26 protein-coding genes are annotated in these 26,585 nt (G+C 46.9%); 4 read left to right on the forward strand and 22 right to left on the reverse strand.

Annotated features, from left to right (window positions below; all coding sequences use genetic code 11):
* Window positions 1-34: 34 nt before the first annotated feature.
* From phoP to HGT73_RS04220, 3 genes are all read left to right on the forward strand, one after another.
* Window positions 35-706, forward strand: coding sequence for a two-component system response regulator PhoP (phoP, locus tag HGT73_RS04210; RefSeq protein ID WP_214212402.1), 672 nt, complete (start codon window positions 35-37; stop codon window positions 704-706).
* A complete protein-coding gene (gene phoQ / locus HGT73_RS04215; protein WP_214212403.1) occupies window positions 696-2,162 on the forward strand; it encodes a two-component system sensor histidine kinase PhoQ in 1,467 nt (488 codons plus the stop codon). Before phoP ends, phoQ begins: the two co-directional genes overlap by 11 nt.
* 67 nt (window positions 2,163-2,229) lie before the next feature.
* Window positions 2,230-3,363 (forward strand): ribosomal protein uL16 3-hydroxylase, encoded by a 1,134-nt coding sequence (locus HGT73_RS04220; RefSeq protein WP_214212404.1) that lies wholly within the window; start codon window positions 2,230-2,232, stop codon window positions 3,361-3,363.
* Window positions 3,364-3,515: 152 nt separating this feature from the next.
* Here HGT73_RS04220 and cobB read toward each other — a convergent pair whose 3' ends face one another.
* The 4 genes from cobB to lolC are packed head-to-tail and all read right to left on the reverse strand — an operon-like array spanning window position 3,516 to window position 7,546.
* Window positions 3,516-4,346 (reverse strand): Sir2 family NAD+-dependent deacetylase, encoded by an 831-nt coding sequence (gene cobB / locus HGT73_RS04225; RefSeq protein WP_214212405.1) that lies wholly within the window; start codon window positions 4,344-4,346, stop codon window positions 3,516-3,518.
* A 59-nt stretch (window positions 4,347-4,405) separates the two neighbouring features.
* A complete protein-coding gene (gene lolE / locus HGT73_RS04230; protein ID WP_214212406.1) occupies window positions 4,406-5,650 on the reverse strand; it encodes a lipoprotein-releasing ABC transporter permease subunit LolE in 1,245 nt (414 codons plus the stop codon).
* Window positions 5,650-6,354, reverse strand: a complete 705-nt coding sequence (gene lolD / locus HGT73_RS04235; RefSeq protein WP_214212407.1) for a lipoprotein-releasing ABC transporter ATP-binding protein LolD — start codon at window positions 6,352-6,354, stop codon at window positions 5,650-5,652. The genes lolE and lolD overlap by 1 nt, the downstream gene beginning before the upstream one ends.
* A complete protein-coding gene (lolC, locus tag HGT73_RS04240; RefSeq protein WP_214212408.1) occupies window positions 6,347-7,546 on the reverse strand; it encodes a lipoprotein-releasing ABC transporter permease subunit LolC in 1,200 nt (399 codons plus the stop codon). The genes lolD and lolC overlap by 8 nt, the downstream gene beginning before the upstream one ends.
* A gap of 271 nt (window positions 7,547-7,817) precedes the next feature.
* Between lolC and mfd the strand changes: the two genes are divergently transcribed.
* A complete protein-coding gene (mfd, locus tag HGT73_RS04245; protein ID WP_214212409.1) occupies window positions 7,818-11,270 on the forward strand; it encodes a transcription-repair coupling factor in 3,453 nt (1,150 codons plus the stop codon).
* A 37-nt stretch (window positions 11,271-11,307) separates the two neighbouring features.
* On the opposite strand, the gene HGT73_RS04250 is transcribed toward mfd, so the two are convergent.
* From HGT73_RS04250 to plsX, 18 genes are all read right to left on the reverse strand, one after another.
* The gene (locus HGT73_RS04250) at window positions 11,308-11,862 is read right to left on the reverse strand and encodes a glycine zipper 2TM domain-containing protein (protein ID WP_214212511.1); all 555 of its coding nucleotides are present in this window, start codon (window positions 11,860-11,862) and stop codon (window positions 11,308-11,310) included.
* Window positions 11,863-12,081: 219 nt separating this feature from the next.
* Complete coding sequence (locus HGT73_RS04255) at window positions 12,082-13,386, reverse strand: NAD(P)/FAD-dependent oxidoreductase (protein ID WP_214212410.1); 1,305 nt, start codon at window positions 13,384-13,386, stop codon at window positions 12,082-12,084.
* Window positions 13,387-13,616: 230 nt separating this feature from the next.
* Entirely contained in the window at window positions 13,617-14,642 is a 1,026-nt protein-coding gene (nagZ, locus tag HGT73_RS04260) for a beta-N-acetylhexosaminidase (protein WP_214212512.1), read from the reverse strand.
* Window positions 14,643-14,688: 46 nt separating this feature from the next.
* A complete protein-coding gene (gene thiK / locus HGT73_RS04265) occupies window positions 14,689-15,486 on the reverse strand; it encodes a thiamine kinase (RefSeq protein WP_241623073.1) in 798 nt (265 codons plus the stop codon).
* Window positions 15,446-16,081, reverse strand: a complete 636-nt coding sequence (lpoB, locus tag HGT73_RS04270; protein WP_214212411.1) for a penicillin-binding protein activator LpoB — start codon at window positions 16,079-16,081, stop codon at window positions 15,446-15,448. The genes thiK and lpoB overlap by 41 nt, the downstream gene beginning before the upstream one ends.
* A 10-nt stretch (window positions 16,082-16,091) precedes the next feature.
* Window positions 16,092-16,457 carry a YcfL family protein gene (locus HGT73_RS04275; protein WP_214212412.1) on the reverse strand — a complete coding sequence of 122 codons (366 nt, stop codon included), beginning with the start codon at window positions 16,455-16,457 and terminating at the stop codon, window positions 16,092-16,094.
* A 15-nt stretch (window positions 16,458-16,472) separates the two neighbouring features.
* Window positions 16,473-16,823 (reverse strand): purine nucleoside phosphoramidase, encoded by a 351-nt coding sequence (hinT, locus tag HGT73_RS04280; protein ID WP_214212413.1) that lies wholly within the window; start codon window positions 16,821-16,823, stop codon window positions 16,473-16,475.
* 46 nt (window positions 16,824-16,869) lie between these two features.
* Complete coding sequence (locus tag HGT73_RS04285) at window positions 16,870-17,670, reverse strand: YchF/TatD family DNA exonuclease (RefSeq protein ID WP_214212414.1); 801 nt, start codon at window positions 17,668-17,670, stop codon at window positions 16,870-16,872.
* A gap of 22 nt (window positions 17,671-17,692) precedes the next feature.
* A complete protein-coding gene (gene holB, locus HGT73_RS04290) occupies window positions 17,693-18,691 on the reverse strand; it encodes a DNA polymerase III subunit delta' (RefSeq protein WP_244968437.1) in 999 nt (332 codons plus the stop codon).
* Entirely contained in the window at window positions 18,670-19,302 is a 633-nt protein-coding gene (gene tmk / locus HGT73_RS04295) for a dTMP kinase (protein WP_214212415.1), read from the reverse strand. The genes holB and tmk overlap by 22 nt, the downstream gene beginning before the upstream one ends.
* A complete protein-coding gene (mltG, locus tag HGT73_RS04300) occupies window positions 19,292-20,317 on the reverse strand; it encodes an endolytic transglycosylase MltG (protein WP_214212416.1) in 1,026 nt (341 codons plus the stop codon). Before mltG ends, tmk begins: the two co-directional genes overlap by 11 nt.
* Window positions 20,318-20,320: 3 nt before the next feature.
* Entirely contained in the window at window positions 20,321-21,130 is an 810-nt protein-coding gene (pabC, locus tag HGT73_RS04305; protein ID WP_214212417.1) for an aminodeoxychorismate lyase, read from the reverse strand.
* Between the two features lie 63 nt (window positions 21,131-21,193).
* Entirely contained in the window at window positions 21,194-22,432 is a 1,239-nt protein-coding gene (gene fabF / locus HGT73_RS04310; protein ID WP_214212418.1) for a beta-ketoacyl-ACP synthase II, read from the reverse strand.
* Between the two features lie 84 nt (window positions 22,433-22,516).
* Window positions 22,517-22,753 (reverse strand): acyl carrier protein, encoded by a 237-nt coding sequence (gene acpP, locus HGT73_RS04315; protein WP_028685983.1) that lies wholly within the window; start codon window positions 22,751-22,753, stop codon window positions 22,517-22,519.
* 148 nt (window positions 22,754-22,901) lie between these two features.
* Window positions 22,902-23,636, reverse strand: a complete 735-nt coding sequence (gene fabG, locus HGT73_RS04320) for a 3-oxoacyl-ACP reductase FabG (protein ID WP_214212419.1) — start codon at window positions 23,634-23,636, stop codon at window positions 22,902-22,904.
* A gap of 10 nt (window positions 23,637-23,646) precedes the next feature.
* Window positions 23,647-24,579 carry an ACP S-malonyltransferase gene (gene fabD, locus HGT73_RS04325; protein ID WP_214212420.1) on the reverse strand — a complete coding sequence of 311 codons (933 nt, stop codon included), beginning with the start codon at window positions 24,577-24,579 and terminating at the stop codon, window positions 23,647-23,649.
* A 15-nt stretch (window positions 24,580-24,594) separates the two neighbouring features.
* The gene (locus HGT73_RS04330) at window positions 24,595-25,548 is read right to left on the reverse strand and encodes a beta-ketoacyl-ACP synthase III (RefSeq protein WP_214212421.1); all 954 of its coding nucleotides are present in this window, start codon (window positions 25,546-25,548) and stop codon (window positions 24,595-24,597) included.
* Window positions 25,549-26,562, reverse strand: coding sequence for a phosphate acyltransferase PlsX (plsX, locus tag HGT73_RS04335; RefSeq protein ID WP_214212422.1), 1,014 nt, complete (start codon window positions 26,560-26,562; stop codon window positions 25,549-25,551).
* Between the last annotated feature and the right edge of the window lie 23 nt (window positions 26,563-26,585).

Raw genomic sequence — 26,585 nt, forward strand, 5'->3', positions numbered from 1 at the left:
TTATGTGTTGTTTCATAAGAAAGAGGATATGCGAATGCGTATATTAGTGGTCGAAGATAACCCTTTGTTACGGCACCATCTCGCCGTTCAACTACGCGAAATGGGCCATCAAGTCGATGCTGCCGAAGATGCTAACGAAGCCGACTATTTTCTTAATGAGTATGCTCCTGATGTTGCCTTAGTCGATCTCGGGCTCCCTGACGAAGATGGGATGAGCCTTATTCAGCGTTGGCGCGCGCAAGAAATCAAACAACCAATATTAGTGCTCACGGCACGCGAAGGTTGGCAATCCAAAGTCGCCGCATTACAAGCGGGTGCTGATGATTATGTCACAAAACCTTTTCATATTGAGGAAGTGGCTGCACGCCTTCAAGCCCTACTGCGTCGAACAGGTGGCCATGCTTCGCAAGTCATTTCCTATGCACCTTTCCTTATTGATCTATCAAGAAAAGAGCTGACCATTGATCAGCAGCCGATCAAACTGACGACCTTTGAATATACCATTGTTGAGACGTTGATCATCAATGCGGGTCGTGTGGTGAGTAAAGAGTCATTAATGTTACAACTTTATCCTGATGCCGACCTTCGCGAAGGACATACTATCGATGTTTTAATGGGTCGTTTACGTAAAAAAATTCAACAATTTTATCCGCAAGAGGTGATCACCACCTTACGGGGTCTAGGATATCGTTTCGATGCCCCCTAGTCCTTCTCGTACTTTTCATCGACTCAAAAATAATCTCTCTCCACTCTCACTGCGTGGTCGTTTTTTACTCGCCGCTTCCGTTTTAGTTTTAGTCATTTCGCTCTGTTATGGTGTGGTTGCCGTTGTCGGTTACGTGATTAGCTTTGATAAGAATACCTACCAGGTAATGCGCGGTGAAAGTAATCTTTTTTTTACGCTTGCCCAGTGGCGTGACAATAAACTGGTGATCGACCGGCCTGATAATTTAAAACTGAATTTTCCTACCTTAGTCTTTATTTATGATGAACACGGCCGTTTACTGTGGCAGTTGCGTGATGTGCCAGAAATTCGTCATAGCATCTCAAAAAGTTGGTTACAGACGAATAATTTTTATGAGATAGACACCACTAATAAGGCGAGTATTGCGGCGATAGGTGATAACCGTAAGGCCCAGAGAAAAATTGCAGAACTTGATAGCGCGGATACCTTTACGCACTCTGTGGCCGTCAGTCGCTATGATGCGACTGCAACTCTTCCTGCCTTAACCATCGTGGTCGTGGATTCAATACCGCAAGAGTTACAGCATAGTGAATTAGTCTGGTCATGGTTTAATTATGTATTAGCCGCTAACTTTTTACTGGTCATTCCTCTCCTGTGGGTAGCGGCAAGATGGAGTCTAAAACCTATCGGTCAACTCTCTGCCGAGTTAAAGGCTTTAGAATCTGGGCAACGTGAATCGCTGGGTGACTCACCGCCTAAAGAACTTAAGAGTTTAGTCAGTAATTTAAACTTACTGCTAAAAAGTGAACAAAAGCGCAGTAGTCGTTATCACACAACACTCTCCGATCTGACTCATAGCCTTAAAACCCCTCTAGCAGTACTACAAAGTACGCTCCGTTCATTGCGTGGAGCGAAACCAATGCCGATTGAAGAGGCCGAACCGATAATGCTCGAACAAATCAGTCGGATTTCACAACAAGTCGGTTATTATCTGCATCGAGCTAGCTTGCAAGCTGAAAATAATTTATTAAACCGAGAAATTCATGCAGTCGCACCGTTAATCGACAGCTTATGCTCTGCGCTTAATAAGGTTTATCAGACTAAAGGGGTGGATATTACCGTTGATCTCTCTCCTGAGCTGACCTTTACTGGAAACCGCGATGATTTAATGGAAGTCATGGGTAACGTTCTTGATAATGCCTGTAAATATTGTTTAGAGTTTATTCAAATTAGCGCAATACAAAACGAATCAACGCTCACCTTTTTTATCGACGATGACGGCCCTGGTATTCCGATTGCTCGCCGAGAGATGATTTTTCAACGTGGGCATCGGGTGGATACGCTACGTCCAGGGCAAGGTATCGGACTTTCTCTCGCCCGAGAAATCGTCGACAACTATGCCGGCGAGATTCGCGTGGCGCGCAGTCATTGGGGTGGTGCACGCATGGAAATCGAGTTTGCTAATCAGATGATTTGAAATCTGATCACTTTCTCTGTCCCACACTGGTATACTCACGCCCATTATCTCTAGCTCTGAGGGTATTATGTCGTTTGAACTTTCCATTGATTGGCCTGAATTTCTTGCAACTTATTGGCAAAAAAAGCCCGTCGTTATCCGCCAAGCCTTCCGCGATTTTCAGGATCCTATTAGTCCCGATGAACTCGCCGGGTTAGCAATGGAAAACGAAGTAGACAGTCGATTAGTCAGTCAAAATGCGAAGGGATGGCAAGTGGCTCATGGTCCATTTACCGATTTTGATCAGTTGGAAGAGAGTCACTGGTCTCTTTTAGTTCAAGCCGTTAACCATTGGCATCCCGCTGCTGCGGAATTAATGCATCCGTTTCGTGTACTTTCAGATTGGCGAATGGACGATTTAATGGTCTCTTTCTCGGTCCCAAACGGCGGGGTCGGCCCACACTTGGACCAATATGATGTATTCATTATTCAAGGCGCGGGTAAACGTCATTGGCGGGTGGGTAACAACGATGTCATCGCACAGCATTCTCCCCATCCCGACTTACTGCAAGTTGCCCCTTTTGAGGCGATAATCGATGAAATCCTTGAACCCGGTGACTTAGTTTATATTCCTCCCGGATTCCCACATGAAGGTTATTCACTTGAGAACTCACTGAATTATTCTGTCGGTTTTCGTGCGCCTTCGGCTAAAGAACTGCTCAGTGGTTTTGCCGACTATGTATTGGCCCATGAGCTTGGCAGTCGTCGCTATCAAGATGCTGACTTACGCCTTAGAGACAATGCCTCAACAGTATTGACTGATGAGGTGGAAACGTTACGTAAAATGATGATATCGCTGCTTCACTCTCAAGACTTTACTCCATGGATAGGCGAGTTTCTCTCACAGTCCCGCCATGAGCTTGATATCGCGCCGCCAGAACCGGCTTATCAGGAAGATGAAGTCCGCAGCGCAGTAGAGGAAGGTACTCCGCTTCACCGTATTGGTGGGTTAAAAGTATTGCAACTCGCTGAACACACGTTTATCAATGGCGAAATATTGAGTAGTGCGGACTCCAATTTTCTCTCTCTACTCGCTAACTCGACAATCATCACGCCAACACAGCTACAGCCATTCACCGAGAACCCTGTGCTTTTAGCGCAACTTACGGGGTTAATTAACGCGGGCTATTGGTACTTTGCTGAAGAACAAGACGACGCATAATCGCCGCTTATAACCTTATGATGGCCCCATCATAAGGTTTGTCTTGTATTTGTATTCTTCGAGAACGCTATTCACGACGATAACCGCCCACAAGTGGCAACATCTCAAGGCTTCACCCCACCCGTTATGACTGACGCGTTTACCTAAGCGCTTTAGCGTTGGCTTAAAAACATTTCCACCCAAGCTGGTAGCGTTTGGGAAGCTGGGCCGTAATGTCCTTCAATAAACTCCTCTTTCGAGGCAGTAGGCTCAAGGTTAAACTCGATAGTTTGTGCGCCCTGTAACTTCGCTTCATGGACAAACCCTGCTGCAGGGTAAACTTGCCCTGAGGTACCGATTGCTATGAAAATATCGCACTCAGCAATCGCTTGATAGATACCTTCCATCTGTAAAGGCATTTCACCAAACCAGACAATATGTGGCCGTAATGGGGCAGGAAATTGACAACAGGTACAGCGATCCGAGGGATGTAAATCTTCATGCCAGTTAATAACTTGTTGACTCTGACAGCAACGCACTTTGAGTAATTCGCCATGCATATGAATAACGTTGGGGCTGCCTGCTCGCTCGTGTAAGTTATCAATATTCTGGGTCACTATTAATAAATTATCCCCTAATACCGTTCCTAACTTCGCTAATGCACGATGGGCATTATTCGGTAATATCCCCGAAGACTTTAACTGACGACGCCTGGCGTTATAAAATTGGTTTACCTGCTCTGGATCACGTTGAAAACCTTCAGGAGTCGCAACATCTTCGATTGCATGATTTTCCCATAAACCGTCAGCGGCTCGAAAAGTCGCAATACCCGATTCGGCTGAAATCCCGGCCCCCGTCAAGATAACGACTTTGGGCATAGGTTTATGAATAAGTTTGGCTATGCGTGCATCTTCAAAACAAGATTGTCGTAAACGTTGGCGCATTTTACGCTTATCTTTTTTAAAACGGGCGACGCGAATGCGATGACGATAACTAGTACGCATGAAAACTCCTGCAGAACACGTTAAACACTGTACTCGCCATAGCACGAGTACATGATAAGTTATTGCCCACTCAATACTCGCGCAGGATCAATATGACTCGCTCGACGAGCCGGGTACCAGCTCGCAAGTAAACTTAATATCAATGCACAGAACAGAACGATAACGACATCGCTCCAGTGCAAAACTGACGGCAGAAAATCGATAAAATAAATATCCCCGGAGAGAAAATGATGCCCGGTCAACGATTCAATACTTTTAATTAATCGCGTTAGATTTAAAGCCCCTAACACTCCAAGCACCACGCCAAGAAGACTGCCGGTTATACCTGCCAGTAAACCGTACCAAATAAATATGGCACGAATGAGACGATCTTTTGCGCCAAGGGTACGTAGGATCGCGATATCACTGCTTTTGTCTTTAACTGCCATCACTAACGTTGAGACAATATTAAAACAGGCCACCCCGATGACGAGAATCATAGCTAAATACATAATCGCGCGAATCATCTGAATATCACGATACATATAACCAAAATCTGAGGTCCAGTTGCGAATATAAACATAGCCGTGTGTGGCTTCGCCTGCGGCGCGAACGATTGCCGGAGCTTGGAAAGGATCATTCATCTTCAGCGCAATCCCGGTGACTGAATGATTCATATCCAAATACTGTTGCGCGTCAGCAAGCGGCACTAAGGCTAGGCTATGATCAAGCATACCGCTTAACTGTAGAATACCCTTGACCTGTAGACGAATACGCTTAGGCTCTAATAGCTTATTTTGTTGGTCATTATTGGGGATTAATACTGTTAACCAATCTCCCGTTTTCAAGCCAAGGCTTTTAGCGATTCCCCCACCAATAATGATCTGTTGCTGACCGGCAGTGAATTGTGCCCAAGCATTATCCTGTACAAATTGCGGTAGACTGCTTAAGTGGGTTTCTTGCTGGGGATCGACCCCTTTAACTTGAATCGCTTGTAATTTTTGCGCACTTTCAATTAACCCCGTAAAGGTAATAAAAGGCGCCGCTGCCGCAACCCCCTTCACCTGTTCGATGGGAGTCAAGAGTGACTGCCAATTGCTAAAAGGTTGATGAACAGGAATAATCTCACCGTGAGGCACTACATCGAGAATCCGTTTATTAAGCTCCCGTTCAAATCCGTTCATCGCACTCAGGCCAATAATCAGCACGGCAACTCCCAGTGCGATCCCGGCAGTGGATAATACAGAAATCAACGAAACCATTCCGCCCCGTCGACGTCCACGACTAAAACGTAATGCCAGCAAAAAAGAGAGTGAGCCGCGCATTAGCTCCCTCCCTGCAATACCGGTTGCGCGTGCAAAATGCCATCGCGCATTTCCATCTGCCGATCAAGACGCTTTGCCAAGGTTAAGTCATGCGTAACGACCAAAAAGGCTGTACCTTGGCTTTGGTTCAATTCGCCTAGCAGCGCGAAAATAGCATCCGCATTACGTGCATCAAGGTTGCCCGTTGGTTCATCAGCCATCACTAAACTGGGCTTATTAACCAGTGCACGAGCAATCGCAACACGTTGACGCTCACCCCCTGATAACTCCGAGGGTCGATGTTTACCCCGTGGGCTTAGCCCCACGGCCTTGAGCATCTCATCGGCACGATGGGACGCCTCTTGTACTGAACACCCACCGATTAACAAAGGCATCGCGACATTTTCTAGCGCAGTAAAATCTGGCAAGAGATGGTGAAATTGATAAATAAATCCCAGCTGTTGGTTACGTAAATCTGCCTTAGCCCCCGCACTTAAGGTATTGAGCGATCGACCTTGAAATAACACCTCACCGGAAGTGGGCTGATCCAATCCCCCTAGAAGATGTAACAGTGTACTTTTTCCTGATCCTGAACTGCCGATAATCGACACTAGTTCTCGTTCGGCAATACTAAAACTGACATTTTTTAATACTTCCGTGCTGACTACGCCTTCACGATAAGTTTTGCATAACTCAGCACACTGTAATAATGGGGTATTATTCATAACGTAAGGCCTCAGCGGGTTGTACAGTGGCTGCACGCCACGAGGGATAAAGCGTTGCTAACAGTGCAAGAATCATTGCACTTAGCGTAATCAACACCACTTGACCAACGTGGATATCGACTGGTAATGCGGCACCCTCCAAGAGTAATCCAATAACTGGCAATAAGTGATTTAACTGGGTTGCCAATAAACATCCAAGCAGTGCGCCACATAAGGAACCGATAATGCCTGCACTTGCGCCTTGTACCATAAAGACAGTCATCACCTGTCGACGAGTCAGCCCTTGCGTTTGCAGAATCGCCACTTCTCCTTGCTTCTCCATGATCAGTAAGCCCAGTGAGGTGATGATATTGAAGGCAGCCACCGCTACGATAAGGCTTAACAATAAGCCCATCATATTTTTTTCCATTCTCACAGCTTGAAACAAGTCGCCTTTACGCTCTCGCCAATCCTTCCAGACCGCGTTGTGTGGCAATGCATGATGATCGATCTCATCAATGGCCAATGGGTGGTCAAGGTATAAACGCCACCCCGTAATATGCCCGAGTGGATAAAGCATCACTCGCGAAGCATCTTGTTGATTGACGATAATTTGATAGCTATCGACTTCACTGTTTGCCGCGTAAATTCCCGCGACAGTAAAGAGACGTTGGCTTGGAAGACGCCCCATAGGGGTAAATTGGCTTACCGATGGCACCATTAACCGAATTTTGTCACCGAGTTGCACACCTAGCTGATTGGCTAATTGGGCACCAACAATCACTTGATAGCTGCCTGCCGCAGGAACAGTGCGACTACCCTGTTCAATAAAGGGTAGTAAGGGATCTTGCTCACCCGGTAAAAGGCCCAGCATGACGCCTACCGAAACATTATGGGCACTTTGTAATACCACCTCCGCCGTGGTTAAGGGCGCTACACGCTTTACACCCGCAATATTCAGGGCTGTGGCCGGAAAGCTCTGTGGATCGATATTTCCTGCAGGTTGCGACACCACAGCTTGTGGCATCAATCCTAAAATATTCCCCTCCAATTCGCGCTCAAAGCCATTCATCACCGATAGTACGGTGACTAACGCCAGTACACCCAAGGTAATACCGATCGCCGAGAGCCAAGAGATAAACCGCCCAAACCGATCAGTAGCACGCCCACGCATATAACGCAGACCAATAAATAAAGCGACAGGTTGATACATAGAGTCCATCCCGGACGGTAAAAAAGGAGTGAACGAATGATAATGGAGCTGTGCGGTTTATGAAACCTTTACCGGGCTTAACACGACGCTAAACTATCGGAAAAAGGTTTAGTTGTATAAAAATAAGGCAAACGCATCGATTAATCACCCAAAGCGAATACCGCTTCACGATACAGAGTGCTACTTTAAGGGAAGGGAAACATTGATCAGTGATTTTCTGCCATGTAGACAGAAACATTAATGCATCGTTAACATGAGATAATCTAAGTTTATGACGGATATTCAGCAGTATTCACTGCCAAGCAAGGCAGGCGATGTACGCCAGTTAGGCCAATTAGTCGGCTCAGCATTCGCAATTGAAGCGGCACACATTGCCGAAAAGCACGATGGTCTGGTGGTTTTAATTGCCAGTGATATGCAAAATGCATTGCAATTAACCAGTGAAATCGCCCAATTTACCTCGCTCAATGTGAATACGCTGGCAGATTGGGAAACGTTACCTTACGACAGTTTCTCACCACATCAAGAGATTATTTCCAGTCGTTTATCGATGCTCTATCAGCTGCCGCAATTGAAAAAAGGGCTATTAATCCTGCCAGTTAATACGCTCATGCAGCGTGTTTGCCCTCATAGCTACCTGCACAGCCATGCATTAGTCATGCAACGCGGCGATAAATTATCCCGTGATATTTTAATTCGTCAGCTCGACCAAGCGGGCTACCGCCATGTAGAACAAGTGATGGTACATGGTGAATATGCAACACGCGGCGCGTTAGTGGATCTGTTTCCAATGGGTAGTGAAGCCCCTTACCGTCTCGATTTTATTGATGATGAGATTGATACCCTGCGCTCATTCGATGCAGATACACAGCGAACGCTGCATGAAGTGGACGCGATTAGCTTACTTCCTGCCCATGAGTTTCCGACCGATAAAGCCTCCATTGAACGCTTTCGTACGCAGTGGCGTGAGAGATTCGATGTATTGCGTGATTCAGAACATCTTTATCAGCAAGTATCGCGCGGAACTCTGCCTGCTGGCATTGAGTATTGGCAGCCGTTATTTTTTGACGAGCCTTTAACATCCCTATTCAGTTATTTCCCTCCACAGACATTACTGGTGAATACGGGTGATCTGGCAGCAAGTAGCGAGCGCTTTTGGCAAGACACCGGACATCGCTACGAAAATCGGCGTGTCGATCCGATGCGTCCCCTAATTCCCCCCCATGAACTTTGGTTAGCCCCTGATACATTACATGGTGAATTAAAACATTGGCCTCGGGTCCAATTGCTTTCTCAGGCATTGCCTAAAAAAGCCGCGAATACTAACTTGGGTTATGAGAGCCTACCGGCCCTTCATCAAGCAGATAATCAGCAAAACCCTCTTGAGCCGTTACGTAAACTGCTCGATGCTCATGCGGATAAGCGGATTGTCTTCTCAGTCGAGAGTCAAGGCCGCCGTGAACGACTGCAAGAGATGTTGGCTCGTAGTAAACTACGGCTTACCACCGTTAATACCTTCTCTGAAACCAGCGAAGCGGGAACCTATTTGATGGTCGGAGCGGCAGAAAAAGGATTTATTGCCTCCCCTCAGCAACTGATCTTTATTTGTGAAAACGACTTACTGGGTGAACGTGTCGTGCGGCGGCGTCAAGATACGCGGCGCGCCATTAACCCCGATGTGTTAATTCGTAATCTTGCTGAACTCCATCCTGGTCAACCCGTTGTCCATCTCGATCATGGGGTTGGTCGCTACGTCGGTATGACTACCTTAGAAACTGGAGGCGTGACCGCCGAATATTTAGTTCTCAATTACGCTAATGATGCCAAACTCTATATTCCCATCTCTTCTCTGCACCTCATCAGTCGGTATGCAGGGGGAGCTGACGAGAATGCTCCGTTGCACAAATTGGGAAGTGATGCGTGGAACCGTGCACGCCAAAAAGCGGCAGAGAAAGTTCGTGATGTTGCTGCGGAGTTACTAGATATTTATGCACAACGCGCGGCGAAAACGGGATTTGCCTTCACCCATGATCGTGAGCATTATCAGCAATTTTGTGCCTCATTTCCCTACGAAACCACCCATGATCAGAATCAAGCGATTAATGCTGTTCTGAGTGATATGTGCCAACCGCTGGCAATGGACCGCCTCGTCTGTGGTGACGTCGGGTTTGGTAAGACAGAAGTTGCGATGCGTGCCGCGTTTCTGGCGGTAGAAAATCATAAACAAGTGGCAGTGTTAGTGCCGACCACACTACTTGCCCAACAACATTTTGATAACTTTCGTGATCGCTTCGCCGATTGGCCCGTTCATGTCGAAATGCTGTCGCGTTTTAGAAGTGCCAAAGAGCAAGCGCAAGTATTGCAAGCTGCCGCTGAGGGTAAAGTCGATATTCTTATCGGTACGCATAAGTTATTAATGAGTGAGTTGAAATGGGCAGATCTCGGTCTACTTATTGTCGATGAAGAGCATCGCTTCGGAGTGCGCCATAAAGAACGCATTAAGGCCATGCGTGCCGATGTCGATATTTTAACCTTAACCGCCACCCCTATTCCTCGTACATTGAATATGGCTATGAGCGGTATGCGTGATTTATCAATTATCGCGACGCCGCCAGCACGTAGACTGGCGGTCAAAACCTTTGTGCGGGAATATGATGCATTAGTGGTCCGTGAAGCGATATTGCGTGAAATTTTACGCGGCGGCCAAGTGTATTATTTATATAACGATGTTGAAAACATTAATAAAGCCGCCGAAAAGCTCGCAGAATTAGTCCCTGAAGCACGTATCGGTATCGGTCATGGCCAGATGCGTGAGCGTGAATTGGAAAAAGTGATGAATGATTTCCATCACCAACGCTTTAATGTCTTAGTGTGTACGACAATCATCGAGACCGGCATCGATATACCGACAGCAAATACTATTATTATTGAGCGTGCCGATCATTTCGGCCTTGCACAGCTACATCAGTTACGGGGGCGAGTGGGTCGTTCGCACCATCAAGCCTATGCTTGGTTATTAACACCACATCCCAAAGCCATGACCACCGATGCGCGCAAACGGTTAGAGGCCATTGCAGCGTTAGAAGATCTGGGTGCAGGTTTTGCGTTAGCTACGCACGATTTAGAAATTCGCGGCGCTGGTGAACTTCTGGGAGACGACCAAAGTGGACAGATGGAAACGCTGGGTTTCACCCTGTATATGGAACTTCTGGAGAATGCCGTGGAGTCCCTTAAAGCCGGGAAAGAGCCGTCGTTAGAGGACCTTTCACAGCGACATACCGATGTCGAGTTGCGTCTACCTGCGCTGATCCCTGATGACTTTATTTCTGATATTAATTCGCGTCTCTCACTTTATAAGCGAATTGCGAGTGCGCAGGACAGTACCGAATTAAACGATATAAAGGTGGAGATGATTGACCGTTTCGGTCTACTCCCCGATGCGACACGGAATTTATTACTACAGACCGAGATTCGTCTACAAGCTGAATCATTAGGTATCACCAAAATTGAAGCCGGTGAGAAAGGTGGCTACATCGAGTTTGCTGAAAAGAACGAGGTTGATCCTGGCTGGCTTATCGGCCTTTTACAGCAAGATCCTAAACAATGGAAATTAGAAGGACCGGTAAAATTGCGTTTTGTTCGTAACTTAAGTGAACGGCAACAACGTATCGATTGGCTGATCGATCTATTGACGCAGATGGATCAGCATCGGGTTACTGTATAATCATCAAGTAGACGCAGCCGGTCAGGCTGCGCCTGCTTTACTCGCTTTTCTGTTCGATCGGCGCATTGAGCTTCAGATTGCCCTGACTATCCAGCGGGATCACTGAGCCCGGTTTGTGATCCATTACTACCGTATTTTGTGTATGGCCGATTTTATAGGTAACAGTATAGTTTTTGGTACGCTGCTCCTGCGTATATTGCGTACTGCAACGACGATGAGCCGTCTGGTAAGTATCACTATTTTGTAAGCTCTGTTGTGCTTGATTACCCGCATAACCACCAGCCAAAGCCCCGGCAACTGTCGCAATATCACGCCCGTGGCCTCCACCAAATTGATGACCCAACACCCCACCTGCCACCGCACCCAATACTGAGCCCGTAATACGATTCTCATCTTGTACCGCACGGCGATGAACAACATTGACATTGTGACAGACTTCATGAGGCGTTTTGATTATCTCAGTGTGTGGCTGTACGGCAATCACCTCAGCAAATTGGGGAGAAGGTTGTGCAAAATGATTACCTGCCACAGCCGCGACCCCTAATGCCGCTAATACACCGATACCCACTCCGACCACTAATGATTTATTCATCATTCCTCCTACCCTGTGACGTTATTCAATACAGGGTTCATCCCGTATTCTCGATATTGTTTAACAGAGTCTGACAAATGAAATTGACATCAGCCATCAGATTTATGGAGAAAAAGAGTATAAGACGCTGCAAAAAACAGCAGAACGCTATTTTATAGGTTAATAGGGAGGAAAATAGACAGTGAAACTAAGCTAGGCCGCCGAAACGGCCTAGAAAGATTAGTGAAGCTTAAGTTTAGGCCGGATAACTTTATTAATACTGCCTGAAAGCATCATCAATCCTGTGCGGAAATAACCATGTAAAGCGACTTGATGCATACGGTAAAGCGAGAGGTAAACCATACGTGCGATACGCCCTTCGACCATCATTGACCCGCGCATCAGATTACCCATTAAGCTCCCAACGGTACTAAAGCGCGATAGGGAGACTAAAGAGCCGTGGTCATGATACTTATAGGCGGTTTGTGGTTTTCCTGCACGTGCCGCAAGAATGTTTTTAAGTACCTGCGAGGCCATTTGGTGTGCGGATTGCGCGCGAGGTGGAACAAATCCACCACCGGGTAACGCACAGCTCGCGCAGTCGCCAATGGCATAGATATTCTCATCACGGGTAGTTTGTAAGGTTGGTTGTACCACCAGTTGATTAATGCGGTTGGTTTCCAAACCGGCAATATCCTTCATAAAATCAGGCGCTTTGATACCTGCTGCCCACACCATTAGGTCTGCTGCAATAAAGCTACCGTCTTTGGTATTCAACCCATCTGATTGAGCGCTGGTCACCATCGTCGCAGTTTTGACTTGGACACCCAGTTTAGTTAGCTCTTGATGCGCCGCCGCCGAAATACGGGTAGGTAATGCGGGAAGAATGCGCTCGCCTGCCTCCACCAAGGTCACATTAAGCGCTTCACGCCCTAAAGTTTTATAGCCATAGCTGTTGAGTTGCTTAACAGCATTATAAAGTTCGGCTGATAACTCTACGCCTGTCGCCCCACCCCCGACAATCGCGATGTTCACGGGTTTATCGGTGTGTTGTGCTGATGAATGCTTAAGAAACTGATTCAACATTTCATTACGAAAACGGTGGGCTTGCTGAGGATTATCAAGATAAATACAGTGATCTTTCACCCCTTGAGTCCCAAAATCATTGGACGTACTTCCCAAAGCCATCACTAGCGTATCGTAGTGAATGCTGCGAGTATCCACCAACAAGTTTCCTTGCGCGTCATGAATAGGAGCCAGCTCCACTTGCTTGGATTCGCGATCGATATTGACTAGACTGCCCAACTGAAATTGGAAATGGTGATGATAAGCGTGTGCCAGATAGCTCAGTGCATCGATCCCTTCATCCATAGACCCAGTTGCTACCTCATGTAATAACGGCTTCCACAGGTGAGTAGGGTTACGGTCAACGAGAGTAATTTCAGCTTGCCCTTTACGGCCTAATTTCTTCCCTAATTGCGTCGCGAGCTCTAAACCACCTGCACCGCCACCTATAATCACAATTTTTTGTTTCGTTGTAGTCACTTGACCCCCAAACATTCATCGTACCTAGTTAAATAAATGTTAAGAATAAACTTAGTTAACATAGGGTTATAAAGTAAAAGTATTAACTAAATTCAGCATAGCATGCTCAGATTGTTCAGCGTAATAAATTTGACTTGAATCAAGTTGATTAACACAGATGCATAAATTTAATTGCTTGGTAGGATAAAATTGAGGGATTCGGGGTACAGCCTGAGCTGTCCCCCAAAAGATTACTTCGCGAGCTGTTTTTGTTTTTCGTCCAACCAGCGTTGCTGAAAGGCGGCCAACTGTTGATGGTTAGTAGACCAACGACTATGATTATGCCGTGTTTTCCACTCAAAGTGTCCTTGGTGGTAAAGATGTTCAAGCCCTGACGCTGCAGTAATCGGTAGATTATCTAATAGGCTAATCACTCCTGGACGATGATTACAAACCAGAATCGCATCACAACCTGCGTTCAATGATTGTCTTGCACGCTCTGGATAGCTTCCCATTACCGCGGCCCCTTCCATATGCAAGTCATCAGAGAAAATAATCCCTTTAAAACCGAGTTCCTGACGTAAGATATCTTTCAGCCAGTAGGGTGAGCCACTTGCAGGGCGATGATCGAGCGCGGGATAAATAACATGGGCCGGCATCATGGCATCAACGGCTCCCTGCTCAATAAAATAACGAAAAATAGCCATATCTTTTTGCCGAATTTCGCTGGCTTCTCGTAAATCAATCGGCGTTTCTTTATGTGAGTCTGCAACTACCGCACCGTGACCCGGAAAATGTTTTCCTGTCGTTTTCATCCCGGCACTGTGCATACCGTCCATAAAGGCTGCCGCTACTGGTAGTAATTGATGCTGATTATCGCTAAATGCACGATCCCCGATCGCCGTGCTGATATGACCTAAATCGAGTACAGGTGCAAAACTCAAATCAATATCCATCGCGGTCATTTCACTTGCCATTTGCCAACCGGTTTCCCGTGCAATATGCATAGCTTCATGGTGATTTTTGCTTAAAGTTAAAAAAGATTGCATCGCAGGTAACGAAGTGAAGCCATCACGAAAGCGTTGAACACGACCGCCCTCTTGATCCACTGCCACCAGTAGACGTGTATGTGAGGCTTGTCGGATCTGCTTGACCAGATGTGCGAGTTGTTCCGGATCATGGTAGTTACGTGCAAAGAGGATCACTCCACCAGTTAGCGGATGTTGTAATAACTCTCGTTCTTCAGCGTCAAGTTCATAGCGCTCAACGTCTAACATCAACGGGCCAGGGGTAGAAGTCATGTCATGTCCTATCATACTCAATTCAATATAGTGAAAGCTGTCGCCATTGCTCGGCGGCGAGTTGTTGCATGGACAGCTGCTGCGTTTGTTCTGCTCTCAGTTGGCACCAACTCGCTTGAAGCAGCTGTAACCAAGGTTTCCAGCGTCGACACTGCAAACGAAGCGAATCGGGGTTGAGGTTGAAGGCATCGGCATACGCCGCTATCCACGCATTTGTGCGAGAAGGATCTTGCAGACATAAGGTCGTCAACTCAAGGGCTATGTCACCGTCTGCACTGTATTCCCAGTCAATAAGCGCTAACCCCTGTGCAGTTTGAATCACATTACCGGGGTGGAGATCCATATGCAGGGGTACCAGTCGTAAAGGACGAGGCTCACCTTGATGGCGTAATCGTTGTAGTATTTTCAGCCAAGTAGCATTACGTTGCTGACATACCTGCCAGTAACGTTGTAATAACGGTAACACTGGTAGCCGATAGCCAAACAGCGGGTGACGATGCAAACTCTTACACACAGCAAGTAATTCAGTATTTTCAGGGATAAAAGCGGAGGGAGGCAATGGCTCCCCCTCTACCCATGCCACACTTAGCACGCCGGCGTGAAATTTTTTGGCGAAAGTGCTGAACGGGGCTGACCCGAGTTTTTGCAAAATGCGGTATTCCCGCTGGCGATTAACAAAAGGAATAGGAGGTTGCGGCGGTAAGCGCTGTACGAGGTCATCCCCTTCACTCGTCCGCCAACTATTGCCAGACAATCCTGGCAACAGTGACCAATGAGGATTAATAGCTGGCTTTAGCACTACCTGTCCAGATAATTTCACCCGTACTCACCAACATCAGCTGCATTTGTACTCGTGCAGCTCTAACATCACCACGCGTCGTCGTGTAAAGAACGTATTGTGCATTTAAATTACGAGCTAAACCAATGGCTTTACCACGAGAATTAAGGCTATCGTTGGGAGAAATACCCAAGGTTTTCTTAGCTTGCGCTAATTGGTCAGCCGTGACTAATGAAAATGTAGAGCCAGAGAGGGCTTGATTAAGCGCACTATTAGCATTGTCGGTTTGAATTGAACCATTGGTGCTGTTTTTAATCCGATCAACTAATAATACACTTCCCGCAGGGATCCCCTTAGTGTGTTCCATATTGGCCACTAAAGGTTGCAGCGTCGCGGCCCAGTCAATAGACGTCGTTTTCGGTACTTCCGGTACTGGCTGAGGCTGTGTCGTTGGCGCAGTTATCGGCGGTGGATTCTGTATTGTTGGCGTTTTCTGTTCAGGGTGGTGGCTTAACGGTGGCGTCGTCGTTCCATTACCTTGTTCCACCGGTGCAGGTTTTTGCGATTGATTAAGCACACACCCACTAAGCAGACAGGCAAAAAATAGCGAACTACTGTATTTCAAATATCTTGTCATGGTAGCGTCCTCAGAGGGAAATATAGATACGAACCTGACGCGCATTCACGCTGCCAGAAGAAGAAAGTAATTCACTCGAACTATGCGCGGGTATCGCGATTGATTGCGTCCTCGGAGAATAAGGGATAGCTAAGCCTTGCTGATCATACCAAAAATAGCGGTAATGAATCGTGAGCGGGACATCTCGATCATTATAAACCCGTGTCGTTGCAGCAGGAGCTTGTTCGTCATTCATCACGGGGGCATCTGCAATGATCCCTGCCGATAAGACTTCTGGGCCCATCACTAATGGTTGTGAAATAGTAATCGCTGCCGGCTTACTGCTGCAGGAAACAGTACCGATTGCCACAAGCAACGCCATACATAAAACACGCATAGTCCGTCCCTCGTTTTAGCGTGAAAGCATCGGCCCGAGAGGTTTTCCACCTAACAGGTGCATATGAATATGGTACACCTCTTGGCCACCGTGTTGATTACAATTAATAATCAGTCGGTATCCATCATCAGCAATCCCTTCTTGCTGGGCAAGTTTAGCCGCAACGGTCATCATGCGGCCTAATGCTAATTCATGTTCAGGGGCTACATCATTCATGGTTGGAATAAGCACGTTAGGGATAATCAATATATGACTCGGCGCTTGAGGTGAAATATCACGAAATGCCGTCACCAGGTCGTCCTGATACAATTTTTGTGCTGGAATTTCATCGCGAATAATTTTACTGAAAATCGTTTCTTCTGCCATATTAAATCATTCCTTTAATTATTCCCGTTGTTCACGGTCAGTCATCTTATGATAGAGCGAGTCGCTCGCCAGCAATATTAAATAATTTAGCAAAGTTTTCCGTTGTTTGCTCTGCAACCTGATCAACCGTTACCCCTTTCACCACCGCTAAGTATTCCGCGACGTCACGAGTATAGGCCGGTTGGTTCGCTTTACCACGGTAAGGAACCGGTGCGAGATAAGGCGAGTCGGTTTCGACAAGAATTCGATCAAGAGGGACGAAACGAGCAGCTTCACGGATTTGTTCAGCATTCTTAAAGGTCAAAATTCCTGAAAATGAGATATACATCCCAAGATCTAATAATTGCTTCGCCGTCTCGCGATCTTCGGTAAAACAGTGCAACACCCCCCCACAGCGATCAACGTGCTCTTCAGCCAGTAACCGAACAGTATCTTCACGGGCATCGCGTGTATGCACAATGACGGGTTTATTGAGTTTACACGCCACTTGCAGATGTTCACGAAAAGCCTGTTGCTGAATAGCCCAAAGCTCCGGTGTTTTATGATAAAAATAGTCGAGCCCAGTCTCACCGAGTGCCACCACCTTCGGGTCACTTGCCAGCTGGTGCAAACGCTCTACATCCCAATTATCATCAAGATTAAGAGGGTGAACCCCACATGACAGCGCAATTTGGTCAAAATCAGCTGTTAAGCGTTGTAGCGCCGGGAATTGACTCAGGGTTGTGGAGACAGCCAACATAAAGCGCACGTCACGCGCAGCCGCTTTCTCAATCACTTCCGCTAGGTTTTGATGCTCTTTTTCATAATCTAAGCCATCAACATGGCAATGCGAATCTACTAAAAACATAATTATCTCGATAACAAAAAGATTATTTTTGTAATGCCGTTTCCCAGACTAACAAGGCATCGCTGACCACAAGTTCAGCATTCACTTGCGGTGTCTGCGTTAACAAAGTGTGGCACTCTCGCCATTGCCTAAGTATTGCCTGTAAACTCAGTTCATCCATAAGGGTGCTAAGATATTGACTGGCTGCCTGATTCTCTATGTGGGTAAGCCACGCAGCGCCGCCACGCTGTAATTTTAAGGCATCAAGTAAGTAAGCCATTAGCCAATAAATTTTTTCAGTGCATGCTTCACCCACCAATAATGGAAGGAGCAGCATCGGTTGCTGTGGTAACGCTGATTGTAATGCCTCAGCCAGTGCACTACGTTCCTGCCAACGTGGGGATTCGATGAATGCCAGCGCTTGTGCAGGCGCTCCCCCCGATAAGCGTAATGCCGTCTGTAATTCGGGCTGAGGAAGTGGATGCTCACGAGCTAACCATGCCAAGCCCTGTGCTTCATTCGGAGGAGTCAGCGTGACTTGTACACAACGGCTTCGTAATGTTGCGGGCAGTTGACTAGCTTGTGGGGTACTAAACAGAAACCAACAATTCGCCGGCGGCTCTTCTACGGTTTTAAGCAATGCATTTACCGCAGATTCAGAAAGTTGCTGAGCATTTTCAATCCAAATAACGCGTGCACCACCTTGTTGCGGTGAGTGCCAAATTTTTTCACAGGTTTCGCGTACCACATCAATCCCAATAATGTTTTTCCCTTTTTCTACTGCAAGGGGATACCAGTCAGGATGATTATCGGCCAACATAAGCTGACAGCCATGACAATGACCACAAGCCTTATGTTCCTGGGGCGTTTCACACAGTAGCCACCGCGCAATCCCCCAGACCAATGCGTCAACCCCCATCCCTGCGTGCGCCTGTAACAACAGTGCGGGATGGGCGTGTCCAATCTGGTGCTGCTGGATAATTTGCTTATAGTACGGTGTCAGCCAGGGAAACCACTGCATTACGGCTGTTCCTTGAGCCATTCACGCAAGCGCACCTTAACCGCCTGTTGAACCTGTTGCTGAGGCTGGGTTGCGTCAATAATTAAAATAGTCGGATCAGCAGCAGCCAGTTCGCGATAACGCTGATGGACTCGATGAAAAAAAGCTAATGATTCTTGTTCAATACGATCAAGCTCTCCGCGCTGACGCGCGCGAAGGAGTCCAATTTCTGGTGTCACATCAAGGTATAATGTCATATCCGGAGAAAAATCACCCAATACTGCCTGCTTGATTGTCATCATCGCCGTGCTATCTAACCCTCGCCCAGCGCCCTGATAAGCTTGTGAAGATAAATCGTGACGATCACCAATGACCCACGCACCTCTCGCTAACGCTGGTTTTATTACCGTCTCAACCAGTTGTACGCGTGCGGCATACAGAAGTAGTAGCTCGGCATTAGGGGTTATATTCTCCCCTTCTACGCCTTCTTTTACTAAATTCCGTAAGGCTTCGGCTAATGGCGTACCACCTGGCTCACGTGTAAAAACAATGTCAGTAATTCCCTGTGCATTCAGCTCTTCCACGACATGATGGCGAACGGATGTTTTGCCCGCCCCCTCTAGGCCCTCAATCACAATAAACTTACTTTTCACTGGTTTTTCGCTCACTTTCAACTTTACGCCATGCTTTTACAGCCTGATTATGATTAGCCAACGTTGAGGTAAAGGTATGTCCACCTTGACCGTTTGCAACGAAGTACAATAGGTCGCTCTTCTCAGGATGTGCCGCCGCTTCTAACGAGGCTCGACTTGGGATAGCAATTGGGCCTGGCGGAAGTGCAGGAATCACATAGGTATTGTAGGCAGTCGGCTTGACTAAATCTTCTCGGGTAAGTGTCCCTTTGTAGTCACTGCCTAAACCGTAGATAACCGTCGGATCTGTTTGCAAACGCATCCCTTTGCGAAGGCGATTGACAAACACCGAGGCGACTTTACCCCGCTCATCAGGTATCGCTGTCTCTTTTTCAATAATCGATGCCATAGTGACTAATTGATTGAGATCGTTATACGGTAAATCGGGATCTCGATTCGCCCAAATTTTTTGTTGTAATTGCACCATACGGGTACGTGCTTGCTTCAATAAGCTAATATCTGTCCGTTTCGCGGTGTAATAATAAGTATCCGGGTAAAATCCCCCCTCCAATTCGGAAGGCTGCATAGCGAGAGCTTTCGCCACGGTACTCAGTTGATCATCGCTTAACTGATGCGTTATCCACGGTGCATCACGCAAGGTTTTCAGCCAATCTTCTATACGTTGACCTTCCACAAAACGGATCGGAAATTGTGCCTCTTTACCGCTTGCCAGCAACAGCAGTAATTGACGTACATTCATACCTGGCGTTAACCGATATGTGCCCGCCTTAAATTTTGCGAGATCAGGTTCAATTTTTAATAACCATCCAAACCACGGACTACCCGGAACAATATGTTGTGATTCAAGTTGTTGCTCTAAGACAACGCGGCCTGCTCCAGCCGGTAGGGTATAGTAAGTTTCTTGTTGAATTAATAAGGGGTGTGCCGCAAAACGTTTGACCTGCCACAGACCTGTTGCCGCCAAAATCACACATAAGACTACCAAGCCAAAGAGGCCTTTACTTTTTTTCTGCATAACTTAACTCGCAGTGAATCCTAATTGAATAAGGGTTGCCATTACGTTACCGGGTTGATACTGCCACTGGTCGATGCGGGTTACAGGAAGCACTGGCATTAATGCATTACATATAATCACTTCATCAGCGTGCTCAAGCACTTCACGCGGCTGTGTGACCTCGCTGCAATGGTACCCTGCTGTGTGTAAGGCTTCAATAACTAACCCTTTCATTATGCCTTCCACACCGGCATTAACTAACGCTGGAGTATAGAGTCTGTTACCCCGACGCCAAATAATATTAGCTGCGCAGCATTCAACTATATTTTTCTGGTAATCAAGGACTAATGCCTCTTGGCCATGCTCAGCATCAAGATGTTGTTTGATCAACACCTGCTCGAGTCGATTTAAATGTTTTATCCCCGCGAGATTTGGATTCATCCCCAAATTCACTGGGCTGGTCACTAAAGACACGCCCTGCTGTTGCCAATCACGGTAATGGCTAGGATAAGGGGCTAAGGAAAGGATGCGTTGCGTTGCGTTACAACCGAGAGAACTGTATCCGCGTCCCCCTACTCCTCTTGTTAAAATAATTTTAACCACTCCCGAGTCGGTATTCTTCACAAAGGTCTCAATTTCTTGCCTTAATAAAGACCATAACTCAAAGTGGATCCCTAAGCGCTGGCTATCTCTTTGTAATCGAGCAAGGTGTAGCGCCAGATGGCAGACTTGGCCATTTTTGACCTGTGCTGTAGTAAAGCAGCCATCACCAAATTGTAGTCCTCTATCGAGACTAGAAAGCTGTATAGTGTAAACGCCATTGATTAACTGCATACGTTACGCCCCATCTTTGGCAAAAAAAAAGCCCGTAAACGGGCTTTTTAAACTATTTACAACTTAGACTTTACGGAAAATCAATGAGCCGTTAGTACCACCAAACCCAAAAGAGTTACACAACGCGTACTCTAATCCTGTCACTTGACGTGCAGTGTGGGGAACAAAATCTAAATCGCACCCTGCATCAGGATTATCCAGATTCAAGGTCGGTGGAATCGCTTGGTCACGCAGAGCGAGAATCGAATAAATGGACTCTACCGCACCCGCTGCCCCTAATAAATGCCCCGTCATCGACTTTGTCGAGCTGACCATTACCTTAGTTTCATGACCAAATACCGATTTAACCGCTTGACACTCTGCTAAATCACCCGCAGGCGTGGAGGTTCCATGGGCATTAATATAGCCAATATCACTCGCATTGAGCTTTGCATCGATCAATGCATTCTGCATTGATCGCGCGGCACCCTCACCATTTTCAGGCGGGGAGGTCATGTGATAAGCATCACTGCTCATTCCAAAGCCAACGAGTTCAGCGTAAATTTTTGCACCACGGGCTTTTGCATGCTCATACTCTTCGAGAACCAGCACTCCCGCACCATCACCGAGTACAAACCCATCGCGATCTTTGTCCCAAGGGCGACTGGCCGCTTGCGGATTATCGTTTCGCGTTGAGAGTGCGCGTGCAGCCCCAAAGCCGCCTACTCCTAATGGTGTACTGCCCTTTTCTGCACCACCGGCAATCATCACGTCAGCGTCGTTATAAGCGATCATACGTGCAGCATGGCCAATGTTATGAACACCTGAAGTACATGCCGTTGCAATACAAATACTGGGGCCTTTTAGGCCATGCATAATGGTTAGGTGGCCTGCAACCATATTCACAATGGTGCTAGGAACAAAAAATGGACTGATTTTACGTGGTCCACCTTTGGCTAACGCTGCGTGGTTTTCTTCAATGAGACCTAGTCCACCAATCCCCGAACCAATCGCTGCACCAATACGATGGGCATTTTGCTCGGTTACTTCAATTCCAGAGTCTTGCAATGCTTGGACTCCCGCAACTACACCGTATTGAATAAACATATCCATTTTACGCTGTTCTTTACGCGAGATAATCTCATCACAATTAAAATCTTTCACTAATCCTGCAAAATGCGTTGCATAAGAACTAGTATCAAAATGGTCAATCAGGTTGATGCCGCTCTGACCGGCTAGGAGAGAATTCCAGGTAGACTCTACTGTATTGCCGACAGGAGACAACATGCCAAGACCAGTCACAACTACACGACGCTTAGACACGTTCGTCCTCCAGGGAGGGGAATAATTATTTTTCTTGGGACGGAATAAAACTCAGGCGGTCGAGTGACCGCCTGAAGGTGTTCATTAGCCCTGATGGCTATTGATGTAATCGATCGCTGCCTGTACGGTAGTGATTTTCTCAGCTTCTTCGTCTGGAATCTCAGTATCAAACTCTTCTTCCAGAGCCATTACAAGCTCAACGGTGTCAAGAGAATCAGCACCCAGGTCTTCTACGAAAGAAGCAGAGTTGATCACTTCATCTTCTTTAACACCCAGTTGCTCGGCAATGATTTTCTTAACGCGTTGTTCGATATCGCTCATACTATTTAATTTCCTATCAAAACTCGCTAATGCGACGGTTTTCGTAGTTTATAAAATGTTTAAAAAGATGCAACTACTTCCCTGCTTTTCTGACCACAAATTAGTATTTTTTGCACAAAAAATCGCAAAAATATTAATTTGCAGCAGATCAGACCATGTACATCCCACCATTAACGTGCAAAGTTTCACCAGTGATGTAACTTGCTTCGTCAGAGGCGAGGAAGGCCACAGCGTTAGCAACTTCCTGAGGCTCCCCTAAACGGGCAGCAGGAACTTCTGCCAAAATACCAGAGCGTTGATCTTCATTCAGTGCTCGCGTCATGTCAGTTTCAATGAAACCTGGTGCCACAACGTTCACAGTAATACCACGTGACGCAACTTCTCGCGCCAGTGATTTGCTAAAACCAATCAACCCCGCCTTTGCAGCAGCGTAGTTAGCTTGGCCCGCATTACCCATTGTTCCGACAACCGAACCAATGGTAATGATTCTTCCCATGCGTTTTTTCATCATGGCACGCAAGACTGCTTTTGATAGTTTAAAAACAGATGTCAGGTTCGTGTCAAGAATATCCTGCCACTCATCATCCTTCATGCGCATTAATAGGTTATCACGAGTTACGCCTGCATTATTAACTAAAATGTCAATTTCACCAAATTCTGTACGAATTTGTTGTAATAGCGCATCAATTGATGCCGCATCTGTGACATTCAAAACCAGTCCTTTGCCCTTATCCCCAAGGTAAGCACTGATAGCTTCAGCACCATTATCGCTGGTTGCAGTACCAATGACCGTAGCACCACCTGCCACTAATTTTTCAGCGATTGCGCGGCCAATACCACGACTGGCACCCGTAACGAGCGCGATTTTACCATTGAAGTTCATGTTTTTCCTCTTATTCTTTAATCAATGCTGCACTCAATGCAGCAGGATCGTTGATCGCTGACGCCGACAACGTATCAACGATTCGTTTTGTCAGTCCTGTCAATACTTTACCTGGGCCTACTTCCATTAACTGTGTCACGCCCTGCGCGGCAATATATTGCACACTCTCGGTCCAGCGAACCGGACTATAAAGTTGACGGACAAGTGCTTCACGAATTGCTGTTGCATCCGTCTCGCATTTTACATCAACATTGTTCACCACTGCGATTTTTGGTTGATGAAAAGTGATCTCACTCAAGGCCAACGCTAATTTTTCTGCTGCTGGCTTCATCAATGCACAATGCGAAGGTACGCTTACTGGAAGAGGTAATGCTCTTTTCGCCCCTGCCGCTTTACATGCAGCGCCAGCGCGTTCAACCGCTTCTTTGTTGCCCGCAATAACAACTTGTCCCGGGGAATTGAAGTTTACAGGGGAAACTACCTGTCCTTGTGCACTCTCTTCACAGGCTTGGCGAATGGCTGCATCATCAAGACCAATAATCGCCTGCATCGCACCAGTACCCTCTGGCACGGCTTCTTGCATCAATTTGCCACGCAGTTCAACTAAACGGATCGCGTCAGCAAAGCCAATCACACCCGCGCAAACTAACGCCGAGTATTCCCCTAAGCTGTGTCCTGCTAACAACGCAGGCTTTTCGCCACCTTGTTGCTCCCATAAACGGAATAGCGCGACAGATGCCGCGAGTAACGCAGGCTGGGTTTGCCAAGTCTTATTAAGTTCTTCAGCAGGGCCTTGCTGCACCAATTGCCAAAGGTCATAACCTAAGGCCTCTGATGCTTCAGCATAAGTGGCTGCGATAATCGGATACTCAGCGGCTAACTCCGCCAACATACCTACCGTCTGTGAACCTTGACCCGGAAAAACAAAAGCAAAGTGTGTCATAAAGATACCTGTCAATCAAAAACGAACCAGGGCAGAGCCCCAAGTGAAACCACCACCAAAGGCTTCTAATAAAATCAGTTGCCCCCGTTGAATTCGCCCATCACGCACGGCTTCATCCAGTGCAGTCGGCACAGATGCCGCAGAGGTATTACCGTGGCGGTCGAGGGTGACAACAACTTTGTCCATCCCCATCTGTAATTTTTTAGCTGTGGCGCTGATAATACGTAGATTGGCTTGGTGAGGCACTAACCAATCCAGTTCAGAGCGATCGATCCCATTTGCTGACAATGTTTCTTCGACAATGTGGGCAAGTTCAGTAACCGCAACCTTAAACACTTCATTACCTGCCATCGTTAAATAGGAGGGCTGTTCTTGATGTGCGCGGTCTTGATAACTGAGGGATAGCAATTTTCCAAAATTACCGTCTGCATGCAAATGCGTTGAAATAATTCCCGCACTCTCACTTTGTCCAAGTAACACTGCACCCGCACCGTCGCCAAATAAGATGACCGTTCCACGGTCTGCTGGGTCTAAAGTACGAGTTAATGCATCAGATCCGATAACTAGTGCATGTTTAACCGCACCATTTTTAATATATTGATCAGCAACGCTTAACGCGTAGGTAAAGCCGGCACACGCCGCTGCTAAATCAAAAGCCGGACAATCTGCGATCGCTAACATCTGCTGGATCATACAGGCAGAGCTCGGAAAAGCGTGGCTGGAAGATGTCGTTGCAACGATAATTAAGCCGATATCGTTCTTATCAATACCCGCCATATCAATGGCTCTTTGTGCGGCATGGAAGCCCATGGTGGCAACATTTTCATCGACACCGGCAATACGACGTTCACGGATACCGGTACGAGTGACAATCCATTCATCGGACGTGTCTACCATTTTTTCTAAATCGGCATTGGTGCGGATTTGCTCAGGTAGATAACTACCCGTACCCATAATTTTGCTAAACATTTATGTTTTGTCACTCCTGGCTACTACAGTGGCTAATTGACCAGCCACTCGTTGTGAGAGTTGCCGTTGCACGGTCAATATTGACTGTTCAATCGCCGCTAAAAAGGCTTGCTGATTCGCTGCCCCATGGCTTTTAATGACCACGCCCGACAACCCTAATAAAAAGGCACCATTGTGCTTGTCTGGATCAATCTTATCGGTACTACGCGAAAACAGTGTTTGGGTCAGCCGTCGCCAAACTGAGTGACTTTCCTCAGTTCGTCGCAGAAAGAACCGGATGGCTCCTTCTAACGTTTTCAATGCCACATTGCCACTGAACCCATCACAAACCACCACATCAGCTCGACCTGTTAGTAATTCGCTTCCTTCTAAAAAGCCAGTATAACGGATCGCACTCTGTTGCCGTAATATTTTCGCGGCTTGACGAATAGATTCTTTTCCTTTGCTCTCTTCTTGACCAACATTCAGTAAGGCAATGCGGGGAGTGGCGATACCCAACATCTGCTCAGCGACAACATGTCCCATCAAAGCAAACTGTACTAACATTTCGCAGTCAGCGTCGAGATTTGCACCGATGTCCAAAATGACCATCTGTCCTTGAGAAGGGTTGGGTAAAAGTCCCATTAATGCTGGACGGCGGATTTGAGGCAGCGATTTAAGCAGCATTAGGGCCAATCCCATCAAAGTCCCCGTATCGCCAGCACTCAAGCAGGCTTGAGCCTTATTCTCTTTAACTAATTCAAGAGCAAGACGCATAGAGCTGTTTTTACTTTGGCGAATAGCCAATGAAGGCTTAACATCACTGGTAATAACAGATTCAGCATTAACACAATGCAAACGTGTAAGCAAAGAGGAATCTGCTTTGACAAGTAATGGCTGGAGGGTGTCGAGAAAACCGACAAGATAAATCTCTAGAAAGGGGTAGGTGCCCAGTGCCTGCAATACAGCAGGCACTGTCACGTGAGGACCGAAGTCCCCGCCCATGGCATCAACAGCCAGGGTCACACGTGTCAAAGTAATACCTAGCTTCGCGGCCA

The organism is Rosenbergiella australiborealis (genome assembly GCF_018494035.1).
GTDB classification, from domain to species: Bacteria; Pseudomonadota; Gammaproteobacteria; order Enterobacterales; family Enterobacteriaceae; genus Rosenbergiella; species Rosenbergiella australiborealis.

Excerpts from the sequence above, each read along its gene's own strand:
- HGT73_RS04220 (WP_214212404.1), top strand. The coding sequence starts at position 2,230 with ATGTCGTTTGAACTTTCCATTGATTGGCCTGAATTTCTTGCAACTTAT.
- fabG (WP_214212419.1), bottom strand. The coding sequence starts at position 23,636 with ATGAACTTCAATGGTAAAATCGCGCTCGTTACGGGTGCCAGTCGTGGT.
- HGT73_RS04330 (WP_214212421.1), bottom strand. The coding sequence starts at position 25,548 with ATGTTTAGCAAAATTATGGGTACGGGTAGTTATCTACCTGAGCAAATC.
- HGT73_RS04250 (WP_214212511.1), bottom strand. The coding sequence starts at position 11,862 with ATGAATAAATCATTAGTGGTCGGAGTGGGTATCGGTGTATTAGCGGCA.
- hinT (WP_214212413.1), bottom strand. The coding sequence starts at position 16,823 with ATGGCAGAAGAAACGATTTTCAGTAAAATTATTCGCGATGAAATTCCA.
- mltG (WP_214212416.1), bottom strand. The coding sequence starts at position 20,317 with ATGCAGAAAAAAAGTAAAGGCCTCTTTGGCTTGGTAGTCTTATGTGTG.
- holB (WP_244968437.1), bottom strand. The coding sequence starts at position 18,691 with ATGGCTCAAGGAACAGCCGTAATGCAGTGGTTTCCCTGGCTGACACCG.
- nagZ (WP_214212512.1), bottom strand. The coding sequence starts at position 14,642 with ATGTTAGACGTTGAGCGCTATGAACTTGACGCTGAAGAACGAGAGTTA.
- lpoB (WP_214212411.1), bottom strand. The coding sequence starts at position 16,081 with ATGACAAGATATTTGAAATACAGTAGTTCGCTATTTTTTGCCTGTCTG.
- fabD (WP_214212420.1), bottom strand. The coding sequence starts at position 24,579 with ATGACACACTTTGCTTTTGTTTTTCCGGGTCAAGGTTCACAGACGGTA.
- cobB (WP_214212405.1), bottom strand. The coding sequence starts at position 4,346 with ATGCGTACTAGTTATCGTCATCGCATTCGCGTCGCCCGTTTTAAAAAA.
- lolE (WP_214212406.1), bottom strand. The coding sequence starts at position 5,650 with ATGCGCGGCTCACTCTCTTTTTTGCTGGCATTACGTTTTAGTCGTGGA.
- phoP (WP_214212402.1), top strand. The coding sequence starts at position 35 with ATGCGTATATTAGTGGTCGAAGATAACCCTTTGTTACGGCACCATCTC.
- mfd (WP_214212409.1), top strand. The coding sequence starts at position 7,818 with ATGACGGATATTCAGCAGTATTCACTGCCAAGCAAGGCAGGCGATGTA.
- lolD (WP_214212407.1), bottom strand. The coding sequence starts at position 6,354 with ATGAATAATACCCCATTATTACAGTGTGCTGAGTTATGCAAAACTTAT.
- lolC (WP_214212408.1), bottom strand. The coding sequence starts at position 7,546 with ATGTATCAACCTGTCGCTTTATTTATTGGTCTGCGTTATATGCGTGGG.
- HGT73_RS04275 (WP_214212412.1), bottom strand. The coding sequence starts at position 16,457 with ATGCGTGTTTTATGTATGGCGTTGCTTGTGGCAATCGGTACTGTTTCC.
- HGT73_RS04285 (WP_214212414.1), bottom strand. The coding sequence starts at position 17,670 with ATGTTTTTAGTAGATTCGCATTGCCATGTTGATGGCTTAGATTATGAA.
- pabC (WP_214212417.1), bottom strand. The coding sequence starts at position 21,130 with ATGCAGTTAATCAATGGCGTTTACACTATACAGCTTTCTAGTCTCGAT.
- acpP (WP_028685983.1), bottom strand. The coding sequence starts at position 22,753 with ATGAGCGATATCGAACAACGCGTTAAGAAAATCATTGCCGAGCAACTG.
- phoQ (WP_214212403.1), top strand. The coding sequence starts at position 696 with ATGCCCCCTAGTCCTTCTCGTACTTTTCATCGACTCAAAAATAATCTC.